At 46.6% G+C, this 15,020-nt stretch carries 16 protein-coding genes; 14 read left to right on the forward strand and 2 right to left on the reverse strand.

Going from position 1 to position 15,020, the window contains the following annotated elements; translation table 11 throughout:
* The first annotated feature begins 7 nt into the window (after positions 1 to 7).
* The 3 genes from opp4C to ACHHV8_RS02455 all read left to right on the forward strand — a co-directional run bounded on the left by opp4C (position 8) and on the right by ACHHV8_RS02455 (position 2,254).
* Positions 8 to 934, forward strand: coding sequence for an oligopeptide ABC transporter permease (gene opp4C, locus ACHHV8_RS02445; protein ID WP_395156431.1), 927 nt, complete (start codon positions 8 to 10; stop codon positions 932 to 934).
* Between the two features lie 62 nt (positions 935 to 996).
* A complete protein-coding gene (locus ACHHV8_RS02450; RefSeq protein ID WP_395156433.1) occupies positions 997 to 1,371 on the forward strand; it encodes an MFS transporter in 375 nt (124 codons plus the stop codon).
* A complete protein-coding gene (locus tag ACHHV8_RS02455; protein WP_395156435.1) occupies positions 1,262 to 2,254 on the forward strand; it encodes an MFS transporter in 993 nt (330 codons plus the stop codon). Before ACHHV8_RS02450 ends, ACHHV8_RS02455 begins: the two co-directional genes overlap by 110 nt.
* On the opposite strand, the gene ACHHV8_RS02460 is transcribed toward ACHHV8_RS02455, so the two are convergent.
* Positions 2,241 to 2,552, reverse strand: coding sequence for a hypothetical protein (locus tag ACHHV8_RS02460; protein ID WP_395156437.1), 312 nt, complete (start codon positions 2,550 to 2,552; stop codon positions 2,241 to 2,243). The genes ACHHV8_RS02455 and ACHHV8_RS02460 overlap by 14 nt on opposite strands.
* 195 nt (positions 2,553 to 2,747) lie before the next feature.
* Between ACHHV8_RS02460 and ACHHV8_RS02465 the strand changes: the two genes are divergently transcribed.
* From ACHHV8_RS02465 to ACHHV8_RS02480, 4 genes are all read left to right on the forward strand, one after another.
* Complete coding sequence (locus tag ACHHV8_RS02465; protein WP_395156439.1) at positions 2,748 to 3,845, forward strand: LacI family DNA-binding transcriptional regulator; 1,098 nt, start codon at positions 2,748 to 2,750, stop codon at positions 3,843 to 3,845.
* 98 nt (positions 3,846 to 3,943) lie between these two features.
* The gene (locus ACHHV8_RS02470) at positions 3,944 to 5,104 is read left to right on the forward strand and encodes a Gfo/Idh/MocA family protein (protein WP_395156441.1); all 1,161 of its coding nucleotides are present in this window, start codon (positions 3,944 to 3,946) and stop codon (positions 5,102 to 5,104) included.
* 83 nt (positions 5,105 to 5,187) lie between these two features.
* On the forward strand, positions 5,188 to 5,910 hold the full coding sequence (locus ACHHV8_RS02475) for a ThuA domain-containing protein (RefSeq protein WP_395156443.1): 723 nt from the start codon (positions 5,188 to 5,190) through the stop codon (positions 5,908 to 5,910).
* 29 nt (positions 5,911 to 5,939) lie between these two features.
* Entirely contained in the window at positions 5,940 to 7,043 is a 1,104-nt protein-coding gene (locus tag ACHHV8_RS02480) for a Gfo/Idh/MocA family protein (RefSeq protein WP_395156445.1), read from the forward strand.
* Positions 7,044 to 7,180: 137 nt separating this feature from the next.
* Here the strand turns inward: ACHHV8_RS02480 and sspI are convergent, their stop codons facing one another.
* Entirely contained in the window at positions 7,181 to 7,384 is a 204-nt protein-coding gene (gene sspI, locus ACHHV8_RS02485) for a small acid-soluble spore protein SspI (RefSeq protein ID WP_395156447.1), read from the reverse strand.
* 42 nt (positions 7,385 to 7,426) lie between these two features.
* On the opposite strand from sspI, the gene ACHHV8_RS02490 reads away from it, so the two are divergent.
* The 7 genes from ACHHV8_RS02490 (at position 7,427) to ACHHV8_RS02520 (ending at position 14,899) form a co-directional block, all read left to right on the forward strand.
* Positions 7,427 to 8,218, forward strand: coding sequence for a potassium channel family protein (locus ACHHV8_RS02490; protein ID WP_395156449.1), 792 nt, complete (start codon positions 7,427 to 7,429; stop codon positions 8,216 to 8,218).
* 9 nt (positions 8,219 to 8,227) lie between these two features.
* Positions 8,228 to 9,043 carry a TrmH family RNA methyltransferase gene (locus ACHHV8_RS02495; RefSeq protein WP_395156451.1) on the forward strand — a complete coding sequence of 272 codons (816 nt, stop codon included), beginning with the start codon at positions 8,228 to 8,230 and terminating at the stop codon, positions 9,041 to 9,043.
* A gap of 296 nt (positions 9,044 to 9,339) precedes the next feature.
* Positions 9,340 to 9,696 (forward strand): helix-turn-helix domain-containing protein, encoded by a 357-nt coding sequence (locus ACHHV8_RS02500; RefSeq protein WP_395156453.1) that lies wholly within the window; start codon positions 9,340 to 9,342, stop codon positions 9,694 to 9,696.
* A 3-nt stretch (positions 9,697 to 9,699) separates the two neighbouring features.
* Positions 9,700 to 9,885 (forward strand): hypothetical protein, encoded by a 186-nt coding sequence (locus tag ACHHV8_RS02505; protein ID WP_395156455.1) that lies wholly within the window; start codon positions 9,700 to 9,702, stop codon positions 9,883 to 9,885.
* Between the two features lie 606 nt (positions 9,886 to 10,491).
* Positions 10,492 to 11,148 (forward strand): hypothetical protein, encoded by a 657-nt coding sequence (locus tag ACHHV8_RS02510; RefSeq protein WP_395156457.1) that lies wholly within the window; start codon positions 10,492 to 10,494, stop codon positions 11,146 to 11,148.
* Positions 11,145 to 13,220, forward strand: a complete 2,076-nt coding sequence (locus tag ACHHV8_RS02515; RefSeq protein ID WP_395156459.1) for a coiled-coil domain-containing protein — start codon at positions 11,145 to 11,147, stop codon at positions 13,218 to 13,220. The genes ACHHV8_RS02510 and ACHHV8_RS02515 overlap by 4 nt, the downstream gene beginning before the upstream one ends.
* Positions 13,220 to 14,899, forward strand: a complete 1,680-nt coding sequence (locus ACHHV8_RS02520; protein ID WP_395156461.1) for a hypothetical protein — start codon at positions 13,220 to 13,222, stop codon at positions 14,897 to 14,899. The genes ACHHV8_RS02515 and ACHHV8_RS02520 overlap by 1 nt, the downstream gene beginning before the upstream one ends.
* The last annotated feature ends 121 nt before the right edge of the window (positions 14,900 to 15,020 follow it).

Consider the following 15,020-nt stretch of genomic DNA (forward strand, 5'->3'; position numbering starts at 1 on the left):
TGTTCATATGCCAGCAGTATCATGGAGAGAACAGGCAGAGAAGGGTACGGTACCTGCCGTCGAATTAGCTGTGAAACCGGCGGCGGAGCGGCAGGAGAGCTACTTGCAGAACGTGATCAAGCAGTTCTTGAGGCACAAAATGGCGGTCGCGGGCCTGCTCGTATTCGTCATTCTGATTCTTATGGCGGCATTGGCGCCCGTGCTTGCGCCGTATGATCCCAGTACCATTCAAGACGAGTTCAGTGCGCCGCCATCGGCCAAATACTGGCTGGGCACCGATCAGGTGGGCAGGGACGTGCTCAGCCGTCTGATCTATGCCTCGCGCATCTCCTTATCCATCGGTCTCGGCTCGGTCGCCATCTATGTCGCCATCGGTACCGTCATCGGCGCTGTAGCGGGGTACTACGGGGGCAAAGTCGATATGATCGTCAACCGGATTATTGACATCTTCATGTCCTTCCCTCACTTGATGGTGATCCTGGTGCTGGTTACGATTATCGGACCCGGGTTATCGAATATTATTCTGGTGCTTGGTCTGCTGGGCTGGCCCGCCGTAGCGCGGCTTGTCCGGGGGAGCGTGCTGTCGATCAAGCAGATGGAGTTTGTGAAGGCCGCGCAGGCGCTCGGGCTGAGCAAGCGGCAAATTATTTTTCAGGAAATATTGCCGAACGCGATGGCTCCCCTGCTGGTGAACGCGACGTTCGGGGCGGCGACGGCCATTTTGTCGGAATCGTCGCTGAGCTTTCTCGGGATGGGAGTTCAGCCGCCTACGGCGAGCTGGGGCAACATGCTGACGGCAGCGCAATCGATTACTACGCTGAAGAGCGAGCCTTGGCTGTGGATTCCGTCGGGTCTTATGATCGTGATTACCGTGCTGGCAATCAATTTTGTCGGAGACGGGGTAAGGGATGCGCTGGATCCGAAGAAAAAATAGCCGTTTCCCCGCAAACGCAAGAGATTCACGGGAACGTCGGAAAAAAGGTGGAATGGCATCGTATGAAAAGAAGGCTTCAACTATTCTTTCAGGCGTATCCGAAGGATGCGCTCTATTTTATGGCCGCAAGCTTCATGAATGCTACAGGCAAAGCGATTTTGTGGCCGCTGACGACCTTGTATGTGCATCAGGTGCTGGGACGGTCGTACGGGGAAGCGGGGCTCGTTCTGCTGTACCAGGCGTTGGCGGGCATTCTGGGTGAGTTCGCCGGCGGCGCGCTGTATCATCGGCTCGGACCGAAAAGGCTGATCATCGGTTCCATGGTCCGTGCAGTCGGCGCTGCTCAGCTCTGTAGTCTGGACTCACGACTATTGGCTGTTTGTTCTGCTGCTCAGCTTGAACGGCTTTATGAACGGCATTGCGCAGCCCTCTATTAATGCTTACGTGGGCTTTCGCTGGAAGGAGCACCGCCGTAAGCTGTACAACGCCATCTATGTGGGCAACAACACGGGGCTGGCGATTGGAGCGGCGCTGGGCGGGCTGATCGCCTCCATTTCGTTCCCGCTGACCTACATGGTAACCTCCCTTTCTACGCTGGCCTTTGCCGTCTTCTTGTTCTTCTTTATGCAGGCGAAGCAAGAGGAGGAGAGTCCGGCAGCTGCAGCAGCCATACCGGGGAGCGGAGGGGTGAAGCGGGAGGAAAGCGTGCTGCGCCATCTGACGCACTTCCGCATTTATTTGTTTCTGGGGCTTGGCGCGCTGTTCTATTACATTTCCTTTACCTTATGGAGCAACGGGATTGCGCCCTATTTAACGGAGCGGGGATATCCTCTGACGATGTACAGCCTGCTGTGGACGATCAACGGCATTGTCATCTTTGCCGGACAGCCGGTAACCGGATGGATCAAGGCGACAGTGGCCAAATCGCTGGTAGCCCAAATCGTGATGAGCTCGCTGTGCTATGCGCTGGGACTCGGCTTCATCCTCGGGTTTCATCAAACCTACATCTTCCTCGCCGTAGGAATGGTTATCTGCACGATTGGCGAAATGCTGCTGCTGCCCGCCATCCCTACCTTTTATTCGGAGCGGACAGGACGGGCTGCGCCATTCTTCATGGGACTCTCGGGCGGCTTCGGCAACGTGGGCCGTATGACCGGCCCGACGATTTACGGGAACGTATACGATCACTGGGGGATCGTGCCCGTCCTGCTTGTCGGGACATGCGCTGCGGTCATCTCGCTTGCCTTATTCCTGATCCACGCCTCCCTGCACAAGGAGAGCAAAAGCAAGCTGGGCAGGGGCGAAGTCATGACGTATTGATTCCTGCCGCATTGGTTGGGATCTCAGTCCGGTCCGGGCTGGCTGGCGAACCGAAAAGAGAGGAGGGCGCTGCAGCCGGCGGCGTCCTCTTTAGGTTTGCTTGGGCCATGCTCAGGCTGCGCGTTTTATCGGCGCTTAGTTCCTGGCCGAGCAATGACTGATGGGCGTACTCGCCGGGCCGTTTCTGCAAGTAAGCGGCGGTTTTTGGCCCTTTGGCGCCAAGCCGCAGTAAGGACGGGGCGAGCGGCCGCATTCGATGAATTTTCCGCTCCAGGAAGCGCATGTTCTGCTTTGCCATGATGACAAGCAGCCTCACTGAGAGATCATAGTGACATTCGGCAATGATGCCTTTCGGTGAGAAAAAGGAAGCATTGCTTAAAAATCCGATTGACAGATAAGCTGCCGCGTGAGAAAATGTACGCGTGTACATTTTACGTGTAAATCTATACCATTACGTTCTTGGGGCAGACCCGGAGATCATGAATATACAGCTGTGCTGCAGGTTTGGCTCGAGGACGGCCGCACCATTATAGAAGGGAGGGTCCAGGTTATCGTTACAAGAAAGGAAGTCGCTGAGCTGGCGGGAGTATCCGAAGCTACCGTATCCCGAGTGTTCAACGGCGTAGGGCCGATGAAAGAGGAGACGAAGCAGCGGGTGCTGGAAGCAGCCAAGACCTTAAACTATCATCCCAATGCTATTGCTCAGAACTTTGCCCGCCGCCGCAGCGGCAATTTGGGCGTAGTTCTTCCTTACGTACCGAAGGTCCATTTGTTTTCAACGTATTTCTTCTCCGAGATATTGAGCGGCATCGGCGCCAAGGTGAAAGAGATGGGGTACGATCTGCTGCTCCTGCTTCGTTCTCCGGATGAAGAAAGCGATTACATCGATATGTTTCGCGCGCAAAAAGTAGATGCCTGCATCATTCTTGGTGCAACCGACACGCCCCGCGAGCTGGAGCAGCTTAAAGCGCTGGAGGAAGGGGGACATCCCTTCTGCCTGGTGAACCAGCATTTTGAAGGGGAGCGGTTCAACGAGGTCGACGCGGATCATCAAAAAGGCAGCTATCTCGCTGTCCGGCATCTGCTGGATAAAGGCTGCCGGCGGATCGCGTTTCTCAACGGATCGCCGCAGTTTTCCAGCAGCGGAGACCGGCTGGAAGGCTACCGCCAGGCGATGCGGGAGGCCGAGCTTGAACCCGGCGATCCGGGCGGAAGCCAGCCGCACTTGTACTACGAAGGCAACTACAGCCGTACGAGCGGCTACCGCGCAGCGGCCCGGCTGTTCGAGCATCGATACGAGATCGATGCCGTCTTCGCCGCCAATGACCGGATGGCCATCGGCTTGATGCAGGGGCTGCGCGAGCTGGGCTGGGAGGCCGGGCGCGATTTCGCCGTTGTCGGCTACGACAACTCCGACGCCGCGCGCGTGACCGATCCGCCGCTGACGAGCGTAGCCGTCCCCTTTTACGAGATGGGAAGTCTGGCCGCCGAGCGGCTGCTGTCGAGCCTGAACGGCGAAGCGCCGGCAGCGTTCCAGACGAAGCTGGATACCGAGCTGGTCGTCCGGCAGTCCTGCGGCAAACGGAGCTGAGCCGAGAGAGGCTCCCCTGATGCCCATGCTGCTGCAGGCTGTCCTGCACAATTCATTACCGCCGCTATTATGAATTTATGAATGGAGGAACAGACAGGATGAAGCAAATCAACATCGGGATGGTTGGATATAAATTTATGGGCAAGGCGCACAGCCATGCTTACCGCGATTTACATATGTTTTTCCCGAAGGTGGCGAAGCCGGGCATGAAGCTGATCTGCGGCCGCGATGAGGCCGGTGTCGCTCAAGCCGCCGAGCAGTTCGGCTGGGAGGGCTACGTGACCGACTGGCGCGAGCTGCTGAAGCGCGACGATATCGACATCATCGATATCAACGCTCCGAGCGATGCGCACAAGGAAATTGCGCTAGCCGCCGCTGCGGCCGGCAAGCATCTGTTCTGCGAGAAGCCGCTTGCGCTGACGCTCGAGGATTCCCGCGAGATGCTGCAAGCTGCGGAAGCGGCGGGCGTGAAGCACATGGTCGGCTTCAACTACCGTTTCGCGCCGGCGGTGCAGCTGGCGAAGAAGCTGATTGACGAGGGCCGTCTCGGACAAATTTATCATTTCCGCGCCTGGTTCCTGCAGGATTGGATCGTCGATCCGGACTTCCCGCTCGTGTGGAGACTGCAAAAGGAAATTGCCGGCTCCGGCTCTCACGGCGACTTGGGCGCCCATTTGATCGACCTGTCGCATTATTTGGTCGGCGGCATGACCGAAGTGATCGGCATGAGCGAAACATTTATCAAGGAAAGACCGATGCCGACTTCGATGACCGGTCTGAGCGCCAAAGGCAGCAAGGATGCGCCGCGGGGTCCGGTTACCGTGGATGACGCTACGCTGTTTATGAGCCGCTTTGAGAACGGCGCGCTGGGCAGCTTCGAGGCGACGCGTTTTGCGCCGGGCCACCGCTGCACGAATTCCTTTGAAATTAACGGCAGCAAGGGCAGCGTGAAATTCGACTTCGAACGGATGAATGAGCTGCAGGTTTATTTCACCGACGATGCGGAGGATGTGCAAGGGTTCCGCCGCGTATTGGCTACCGATCCGGCGCATGCATATATGGATGCCTGGTGGCCGGCGGGACATACGATCGGCTATGAGCACACCTTTGTTCATGAAGTCGTCGAGCTGATGCAGGCGATGGAAGAAAACCGTCAGCCGGTGCCGAATTTCGTGGACGGCGTGAAATGCCAAGAGGTGCTGGAAGCGGTGGATCTTTCTATTGCGGAGCGCCGCTGGGTAAGGATCGAAGAGGTTTAAGAGTTACGGGCGGATATTGTCTGCTTTAATAAATTAGCGCATGGCACAGGAAAGAAAATATAGGGACAGGGAGCGTGCACACAATGAAAAAGGCATTAGTCGTTCAAGGAGGCTGGCAGGGTCATCAGCCGAAGGAAGTATCCGAGATTTTCCGTACCGTGTTGGAGGAAGAAGGCTTTGAGGTAGAGGTATCGGATACGCTGGAATCGTTCGCCGATGCGGAAAAGCTGCTGGCGCTGGACCTGATCGTTCCTGTATGGACGATGGGCGAAATTTCCAAGGAGCTGGCGGGCAATGTATCCAAAGCGGTGCAAAGCGGCGTCGGCTTGGCAGGCTGCCATGGCGGCATGTGCGACTCCTTCCGGAACAACGTGGACTGGCAGTTTATGACGGGCGGACAATGGGTTGCTCATCCTGGCAATGACGGGGTTGAGTACACGGTCAACATTTGCAATACATCCAGCCCGCTGGTTGAAGGCATTGAAGATTTCGAGGTCAAAAGCGAGCAGTATTACCTGCACGTCGATCCGGCCGTCGAAGTGCTGGCAACGACACGGTTTCCAACCGTAGAAGGCCCGCATTCCTTGAACAAAGCCGTGGATATGCCGGTAGTCTGGACGAAGCGCTGGGGCGTCGGCCGCGTGTATTACTGCTCCCTTGGGCACCAAGCGAACATCGTTGACATGCCGCAGGTGAAGCTGATGATGCGCCGCGGCTTCCTTTGGGCGGCTGAGGGCAAGGAATTGGCATCGGCCGGAGCACAAGCAGTGAACGCAAAATATACAGGGATGGGCGACAGCAACTAACCATCGAAACGGGAGGAACTCGAAATCTTATGGAAAAAGTCAGAGTAGGAATCGTAGGCTGCGGTAAAATCAGCAGTATTTATTTTAAAAATTGCAAGCAGTTCTCAGCACTGGAAGTCGCAGCTTGCGCCGATTTGAATGTAGCCCGTGCGCAGGCAAGCGCGGAAGAGCACGGTATTGCCAAAGCTTGCTCCGTTAACGAGCTGTTGGCCGATCCCGATATCGATTTGGTCATTAACCTGACGATTCCTGCTGCCCATGCGGAGGTCTGCATCCAGGCGTTGGAGGCAGGGAAGCACGTCTACGTCGAGAAGCCGCTTGCGGTAACGCGCGAGGAAGGACTGCGTATCCTAGCTGTAGCCCGCAGCAAAGGGCTGCTCGTAGGCAGCGCGCCGGATACGTTCCTCGGCGGCGGCATTCAAACCTCGATCAAGCTGATCGAGGACGGCTGGATCGGTACACCGGTTGCGGCGAGCGCCTTCATGATTGGCCGCGGGCACGAGCACTGGCATCCGGATCCCGAATTTTACTACGCCAAAGGCGGCGAACCGATGTTCGATATGGGTCCCTATTATTTGACAGCCCTGGTAGCTATGCTCGGACCGATTTCCCGCGTGACCGGCTCGACCCGGATTTCCTATCCTGAGCGTACCATTACAAGCGAACCGAAATTCGGTCAGACGATCCAGGTAGAAACGCCTACGCATGTAGCGGGCGTGCTGGATTTCCATAGCGGCGCCATCGGAACGATTATTACGACATTCGATGCCTTCGGCGGCAGCCAGCTGCCAAGAATCGAAATTTACGGAAGCCAAGGTACACTGAGCGTTCCCGATCCGAATACGTTCGGCGGACCCGTTCTGCTTCGCCGCGCCGATGCCAAGGAATTTACCGAAATTCCGCTGACGCACGGCTATACGGAGAACAGCCGCGGACTCGGCGTTCTGGATATGGCTTATGCGATCCGCAACGGACGTGCGAACCGGGCTAACGGCGAGCTGGCCTATCATATTCTGGAGGCTATGCACGGCTTCCATGACGCTTCGGATCAAGGCAAGCATTATGTCATGCAAAGCACTTGCGAGAAGCCAAAAGCCATGCCTACCGGACTGGTTAAAGGTTTGTTGGATTAATAGCGAATTTATCCATCCCCCTGGAATAAATAAGAACCGCGTTCCAAATACGAAGCCGGCTTGAAGCCGCTTCGTTTGGAGCGCGGTTTTTTCCTGTTGTCTCTCTTGAAGGGCCGGGCAAGGACCGCAGGACGGGACTAATGCAAATGGTCCTTTAACGTGGACACCAGCTGGTTCTGCACGTCCGATCCGCTGTTCTGCCAAATAATTTCGAAAAGCACGCCAAGTCCGGGAAGCACCTGCTCCTGGCCTCCGATGGAGTCTTCAATGACTCCGAAGAGCTCCTCATCGCTTTTGTCCGTTACTCGCTGAATGATGGCTTGCCTTAGGTTTAAATTCATGGATACTGTCCTCGCTTTTCATTCGTGGTTTACCTGATTACTATGCTCCATTTAAGTCTGGTTCATGCCTGCGTTGTGATCGAATCGGACTATGATATAATAGGACTTACAGGAAAAACTATAGCTGAGCGTAAAAAACGGCCATCCCAAGAAAAGCACGAAGGGGTAGATCACGTGAAAAAACAATTCGCCGTCATCGGTATGGGCCGGTTCGGCATCAGTATAGCCAAAACTTTATCCGAGCTCGGTTTTGAAGTGCTGGCAATAGACAGCAGCGAGCAGCGGACACAAGAAGTTGCCAATATCGTGACGCATGTCGTCCAGGCGGATTCGACCGACGAGGATGCGCTCCGCGCTCTGGGGCTGCGCAACTTTGATGTCGTTATCGTGGCGATCGGCCAGGACATCCAATCGAGCATTCTGACGACCATTATATTGAAGGAACTCGGCGCGCGCAAAGTGATCGTCAAGGCTCAGAACGAGCTTCACGGCAAGGTAGTCAAAAAAATCGGCGCCGATAAAGTGATTTATCCCGAGCGCGATATGGGGATGCGGGTTGCGCATCATTTGATCTCATCGAGCATCATCGATTATATTGAGCTGTCGGACGATCACAGTATCGTCGAGGTGCGAGCCTCGCGGGCGATGGTCGGCAAAAGCCTGCGGCAGCTGGACATCCGGGCCAAGTTCGGCTGCAATGTCATGGGCATCAAAACCGGCGATAAAATGAACATCGCGCCTGCCGCGGAGGATTTGATCAAGGAAGACGACATTCTGGTCGTCGTAGGCAAGAATGTAGATTTGCAAAATTTCGAAAAAACGTTCGCGGAGTAAATACATACTATGGTACAAGAAACGGTTATAACATCCGTCCACAATTCACGCGTGAAGACCTGGACCCAATTATTAGAGAAAAAAGGCAGGGACAAACTGGGACAGTTTGTTATTGAGGGCATTCACCTGGTGCAGGAGGCCTTAGCGTCTTCTCTGCCTGTTGAAACGATCGTGTTCGCGGAGGAGCGCGCTCACATGCTGCCTTCGGCGCTTTTGGATCAGGCGCATGCCGCCGGTATCGAATGCGTGGCGGTCACTGAGACGGTGCTCGCCAAGTGCACCGATACTCAAACGCCGCAGCCGGTTTTTGCCGTGCTGCCCAAGCTGGCGTGGGAGTCCGGGCAGCTGCTCAACGCGCAGGCGGGAGCCGGGCTGGTCGTCGTCGTCGACGGCATCCAGGACCCGGGCAACCTCGGCACCATCATCCGCAGTGCGGATGCGGTAGGAGCCACGGGCGTGCTGCTTGGGCGGGGCACCGTCGATCTGTACAACCCGAAGACGGTGCGTTCCACGATGGGTTCGCTGTTTCACCTCCCGATTGCCCAGGGCAATCTGCTGGAGGTGCTGCCCCAAGCCGCGGAGCAGGGCGCGGCGATTGTGACGACGAGCCTGCAGGGCTCGACGAGCTGCTACGACTTCGATTTCACCCAGACGGTCTGGTTCGTGATCGGCAACGAGGGGCAGGGCGTTTCCGCCGCGGTGGCCGATTTGGCTACGCAGCACATCCTGATCCCGATGCGCGGCCAAGCGGAGTCGTTGAATGCCGCGATGGCCGCGACGGTTGTGCTGTTTGAGGCGATGCGGCAGCGGGGTTTTAACAAATAAAAAATCCCTGATGTGAGTTGTAACGTAAATTGAGACTGATTATAAGATAGTTTGAGACTGTTTATAACATCAAAACAAGACAACCAGATGGCATCAAAGCCCTTGTAATACAAGGATTTGCTGCCATTTGGTTTATATATGAGCTTGAAAATTTTTAAGATGAATGTAAAAAAAATGTACTTTTAGACCCGGTAAAATTTTATATCCTAAGTTCAGACAAACAGAAGGATCGTATCCACTTTCGTTGAGGATTACTCACCATTATTAGGGGAAGAATTAGAAAGGATGGGTTTATTATGATCGGTGAAAAAATAAAGGCTTTTCGAAAATTACATAATTTAAGCCAAGTTGAATTTTCAACAGCTCTTGGAATATCACAAGGTAATCTAAGTGAAATAGAAAAAGGTAATAGCAAGCCTTCTGCTGATACTTTGATTGCATTAAGAATCAAGTATGGTTTTGATTTGAATTGGTTGTTGGTTGAGGAAGTTCAAAATCGATCTAATTGTCAGGAGGGGGATTACGACGCATTCTCATTAACTCCAGTGGAAGCTGACCTTATTTCAATGTACAGAAGGCTCAATTCAGACTATCAAGAAAATGTTATTGAATTTGTTGATTATAAATTACAGAAGAAGAGTAGGGAGTTCTAGACTATGGGATGGTTAGATAAAAATGAGGGAGTTATTTTAAAAATATTAACAGCCATTTTCGCCGGATGGGGAACCGGTTTAATTTTTGCCGGAGAATATGTTCAGGCAATCGAAAGTTTATTAATTGGCACTTTAATTTATGGTTTATATCGAATGAATTTAAAGCTTGAGAAAAAGTGGTTTGATTAAGCAAAAACTAACCCTCGCAATAGCTCCCGTGAGTTTGTTATATCGTTACCTTAGTTTAAAACTTTCCATCCAAGGGGTTAATACTTCTGAATCGACTTTCTTTCCCAATTTTTAAACCTTTTAAACCTCTTTATTTTTGCCGAAGAAATAAAGCGCCTTGGAACTAACCCCAAAGCGTGAGATCAAAATACCTTCAAGACTGATCGTGACTATCGAAAGATGCTCATATCATCTTGGAGGTCTTTTTCATGGCAACTAGTATTTGATACTGGAAAAAGTAAAGTCTATCACATTTCTTTGCATGAGGTGCGGGGCGGCCATCATTTCGAGGTTATTGCCATGAGATTTGGGGAATTCTATTAAGTTGATGTTGTTAGCTTGAGCTATCCCGTTTCTACTAAATAGTACGAGATTTCATTGAACTGACACACATCTTTGTAAATGTAATTAATAAATCATTTAGAGCACTAGTAGGAGGAGAAAGAAGGGAAAAGTTGAATAATATCAAAGATGAAACTATTTTCCTATAAGTCAATAGTCATATGTTGAGTATTCGAGTACTGATCGTGGTAAAAATAAAAAGGTTAATAGGAGATTCAGATTTGTATGGATATAGACTATAGCAAAATTAGGGTATACAAGGATCGTATCAGGATATTTTTTATACTCTATTTTTTTGGAGAAGATTATCAAGAGTCAAGTCGTCCCAATTGTTGTAAAGTATTGCATTCTGAAGTGAGAATTCAAAAAATAGATTTTCTATTAAGAAATCCAGATTACCTCGCTTATGAATTACTGGAACTAATAAGGACAGGAAGTGTGAATAAAACAGAAATTAGAGATGTGATAAAAAAAATATTCGTCGATAATGAACCGGAAGTACGTAGATTAGAAATGGAAAAGTTCTTTTTTGGTGCTTATGAAGACATAGACCAAGTTATTGCATTTTTGATATCGTGCGGGTTTATTGAATATTCAAGTGAACGTGATAAAAGCTTAAGAGTAATTAAAAAGAGTTATTATGTTACAAATGAAGCCCATGAAAAAATGATTGAAAATCTTAAAAGTCTTGAAGTGTTAAACTGGTATGTTAATAGATGTGGGGTAATTAAGAAGTATTTTGGTGATTATTCTGGCTCAAATTTAAAAGCCCTCCAATATCAAATTGATGAATATAGAAATACTTCTTATAAAGAGTATATTAGCGATATCCAAGAGCTCGTAAAAAGTCAGTTTTTCGAGGAGTTTGGTGAGAATCTATGAATAAAGAATTAGAGAGACTTATTAGTAATATAGTTGAAGGAAATAAGCATTTAGATATTAATCAAGCAAAAACTCTTATTGAGTTTAATTCTGCATACGAAGATATGCCAGTTTCAACAGGAAAAAGATTGATTATTAATTATCTTGAATTTAATGGCCAAAAGAAAAATAGTGATAATTTCAATTTTAAAAAGAAATTTGAACAGGGTGTTAATATAATTATCGCAGACAACTTGAGAGGAAAATCAACAGTCTTTAAGGTTCTAAAGGCAGCCCTAGTTGGAGACGCTAACAGTATTAAAGCTGATGTGAAAACTTGGATAAAAAACATTGCTGTAGGATTCAAAATAAGTAATCAAGACTACTTTATAATGATCTCTTTGGAAACAAGATTTAAAGGTATACTTTACAATGTTCCATGGGAGAAGTTTTCTTTAGAAAATTCTGACGGTAGCAATATTGTATTTGAGGCGAACAATAACAAAAAGTACAGTGAAGAAATACAAAAGTTTTTCTTCAACCAATTTTCCTACTATTCTTTAAAGTGGACGCAAAAGTCTTCTGCAAAAGACAGCAATGAGCTAGTGGAAGCAGGCGCAAGCTGGAAAACATATTATAAGTCTATTTTTTTGGAATCAAAAGATAGTGTGTCTTTCTATGGGGGACAGGATCAAAAGGTTTTTCAAATGTTGTTAGGTTTTGAATATACTAATTGGATAAATCATCTAAGTGTCAAGAGAGATATGTTACAGTTTGAGATGAGCAAGAATAAGGAATTTGAGAACCAGAAGGATAATGCCGAGAAAACCGAAAAACATGAAATTGAACTCAAATTGGAACAAATTCAAAGGAAACTCGATAAAATTACCAACAGTTCGCCAATGCAAGAGTTAACTAGACTTCAAAAAGAATATAACCGAATTATTAAAAAAATGAATACTACTAATACAGAAACACTGAAGGCGAATCAAGAATCTCAAAGAGCTATTAAAAATCAATCGGAAATATTAAGAAAACTGGAGGAGTATGAACATGAGGAAAGAAGAATCCATAAGGAAATAATAAAGAACAATCGCCTCCTAAATGATTTATTAGAATACATAGAGATTGGACAATTTTTTTCAAATCTAGACATCAAATATTGTCCGAGCTGTAACAACGAGGTACATAATCATCATTCTGAAATTGATGGAACTTGTCCTTTATGCCACGAGCATGTAAAAAATAATGATAACAAGCAAATTTATGTCCTGAAGATTGAAGAAATTAAAACATTATTAAAGAAGTTAGACGAAGAAAAGGTTCTAATCAAAGAGAAGAAACAGAAAATAAATAAAGATTTAGAAAAAGCGAATCGGGAAGTAGTAGGAATACTTGACCAGCTTAACTTACTCGAAAGCGACGAAGTTGAGATGGGTTCTGAACTTGCTAAAATTATCAGTAATATTAATTTAGTTCAGCAGAACAGTAGCGAAATGTCAGAAGAAGAAAAAAATTTAATTGCTGAGCGAGCAGTGCTGCTCTACAAGAGGAATAGTATTAGTGATTATAGTCCCAATCAGATTATAATAGAAAAGATGGAAGAGGAAATAAACTTAATAAATTCGGTAATTAATTTCTTAGATATTGGAAGATATGATAAGAGTAAAAGTATATTAGATACTTTGGCAAGCTTTATGTTGAGAGAAATCAAAGAATTTGGACTTGAATCAATTACAGATATTACGATCGATAATAAATTTAATGTAATATATATTCAAAATGGTATAGCCATGAAGTTTGACGATATTGCGGAGGGTGAGCAATTAAGAGTAAAGCTTGCTTTTTATCTAGGTCTTATACAATTGGACATAGAGAAAAACTTTGGACGCCACGCCAGATTCCTCATTATTGATAGCCCTAATAAAGAGGAAGGAGACTCGAAATATTTGGAAGGATTAAAGGATGTTCTCATAAATATCCATGAAAGATACAATGAAAATCTTCAAATTATTATTGGAACCGCAACTCGTGAGATGGAAAATGTCTTAAAGAATCAAACTGTCTATCATAAGGGAGAATATGTGTTCTAATGGAAATCTGTGTGGAATATTTTGGCTGGGAGTTGAAAAAAAAGATACATTTTTGGGATGAACTTTTTTCCGCTGAGTCTGAGAGCTTAAGTGAAAAAGATATTGTTAATTTTACGAAGAAAGTTATTATGGATTCTTATGAAAAAATATATTGTAAAAGAAGAGCTCTACAAGAGTTACTTATAATGGTTCACAAAGGGAAAGTAAAACCAAGAAGAATAATTGGATTATTACTAGATGAATGGGAGGAAGTTCAGGAAGTTAGTCTAGAATGTTTAAGACTTAAGTATTTAACCATATTTCACCAAATTGAAGCTGGAGATATAAAAAGTGTGCTTAAAGAAAAATTGAAAGATCAAAGTCATGAAATAATGTCTGAAGCAAACTACCAGCTCGGGTTAATTACTATATTTGAAGCTAATGACTCATTCTCAAAAGAAGATTATAAGCTTAGAATAACCGAAGCAGAAATGCTATTTGAAACAGCAGAGGCAAATGAAGATAATAGAATTGACGCGGAAATATTTAAATCTATCTGCAGATATCTAATAGATAGTTTATCTTTTAAGTCACGATCAACTGATGAAATATATAAACGAATTATGACATTGATTTGGGAAACAAGATTACTTTCACTTGATGAATGCATAAGTGCGGTTTTTATTGGGATAAGCAGAAGCATATCAAAACTGCAAATGTTAAAACAAAGCAATCCAGAATACTGGATAGATTATAGAAAAGAATTTAATAATTTATGCTTTCAATTTTATGAACTGAAAAACATGGAGTATAAAGCAAATCCGTTTTATGAAAAGTTAGTAAGAAATACGAGCGAAAATTTAATTGAGAAAATTCTAGAACCCATATTTAAGTTTAACTATAAGGCAACCCTCTCGAAAATTGATGTCTTATTGATTGATAGTGATGTTCCTTCTTCCGAGAAACAGTTCCTAGATTATTTGAAAAAAGTGATTATTAAAGATACGATTTCTGAAAATGATACAAGTTTTAGTTATATAAAAGAAATGTACCCGATGCTTAATGAAAAAGACATAGAAGCTCTATTTAACGGTATACGTGAATCAAATAAGAATGCTGCAGTATGGGATTTTTTGAAAAATACTAAGCGTTATTCGTATAACTGGTTGCTAAATTCAATTGTTCTTGCATGTATAAAATTACAGGGAAATCATTTATATCGAGCGACGACTGAAGATGATCGGAATGGATTTATAAAAAATATTTTGGAGGCGATAGGATTTTCAACCAAGGATCAGACGAGATGGGGAGTTTCGAATACAGGAAAAACATCGGGCGAGGTTGATATTCTAGTTGAAGAAAACAACTATCCATATTCAGTAATTGAGGCACTTAATCTTTCGTCTTTGGATTCTAATTATCTAAACCTACATATTAATAAAATTTATAAATATGATACAACTGGTCTTCCAGTTAATTTTATCGTTAGTTATGTGACAGTAAAGGATTTCGGATCATTTTGGTCGAAATATAAAAATCATATTGCTGATCATCAGTATCCATACGGTTTAGAAAGTGTTGATTATAATATAGAAAGTGAATTTGACTATTCCGGTATAAGGGTTGCTTTGACAAAACATATCAGAGACGGTAGTCTAACTCAGTTATATCATATTTGCGTAAGGATTTACGAAAAATAGCGTACAGATGTTGAGGGTACATCTGTACGCTATTTTTAAATTGATTTTTTAAAAGACATTCCTAGGTAATGTATGTCAAGAATTCTATGTAAGTGTTGTCCAAAGAAAGTAAAAGTTCTAG

Origin of the sequence: Paenibacillus sp. TAB_01 (assembly GCF_043945595.1) — a bacterium.
Classification (GTDB): Bacteria; Bacillota; Bacilli; order Paenibacillales; family NBRC-103111; genus Paenibacillus_S.

Excerpts from the sequence above, each read along its gene's own strand:
- ACHHV8_RS02495 (WP_395156451.1), top strand. The coding sequence starts at position 8,228 with ATGGTACAAGAAACGGTTATAACATCCGTCCACAATTCACGCGTGAAG.
- ACHHV8_RS02500 (WP_395156453.1), top strand. The coding sequence starts at position 9,340 with ATGATCGGTGAAAAAATAAAGGCTTTTCGAAAATTACATAATTTAAGC.
- ACHHV8_RS02505 (WP_395156455.1), top strand. The coding sequence starts at position 9,700 with ATGGGATGGTTAGATAAAAATGAGGGAGTTATTTTAAAAATATTAACA.
- opp4C (WP_395156431.1), top strand. The coding sequence starts at position 8 with ATGCCAGCAGTATCATGGAGAGAACAGGCAGAGAAGGGTACGGTACCT.
- ACHHV8_RS02480 (WP_395156445.1), top strand. The coding sequence starts at position 5,940 with ATGGAAAAAGTCAGAGTAGGAATCGTAGGCTGCGGTAAAATCAGCAGT.
- ACHHV8_RS02510 (WP_395156457.1), top strand. The coding sequence starts at position 10,492 with ATGGATATAGACTATAGCAAAATTAGGGTATACAAGGATCGTATCAGG.
- ACHHV8_RS02490 (WP_395156449.1), top strand. The coding sequence starts at position 7,427 with ATGCTCCATTTAAGTCTGGTTCATGCCTGCGTTGTGATCGAATCGGAC.
- ACHHV8_RS02470 (WP_395156441.1), top strand. The coding sequence starts at position 3,944 with ATGAAGCAAATCAACATCGGGATGGTTGGATATAAATTTATGGGCAAG.
- ACHHV8_RS02515 (WP_395156459.1), top strand. The coding sequence starts at position 11,145 with ATGAATAAAGAATTAGAGAGACTTATTAGTAATATAGTTGAAGGAAAT.
- ACHHV8_RS02460 (WP_395156437.1), bottom strand. The coding sequence starts at position 2,552 with ATGGCAAAGCAGAACATGCGCTTCCTGGAGCGGAAAATTCATCGAATG.
- ACHHV8_RS02450 (WP_395156433.1), top strand. The coding sequence starts at position 997 with ATGAAAAGAAGGCTTCAACTATTCTTTCAGGCGTATCCGAAGGATGCG.
- sspI (WP_395156447.1), bottom strand. The coding sequence starts at position 7,384 with ATGAATTTAAACCTAAGGCAAGCCATCATTCAGCGAGTAACGGACAAA.
- ACHHV8_RS02475 (WP_395156443.1), top strand. The coding sequence starts at position 5,188 with ATGAAAAAGGCATTAGTCGTTCAAGGAGGCTGGCAGGGTCATCAGCCG.
- ACHHV8_RS02520 (WP_395156461.1), top strand. The coding sequence starts at position 13,220 with ATGGAAATCTGTGTGGAATATTTTGGCTGGGAGTTGAAAAAAAAGATA.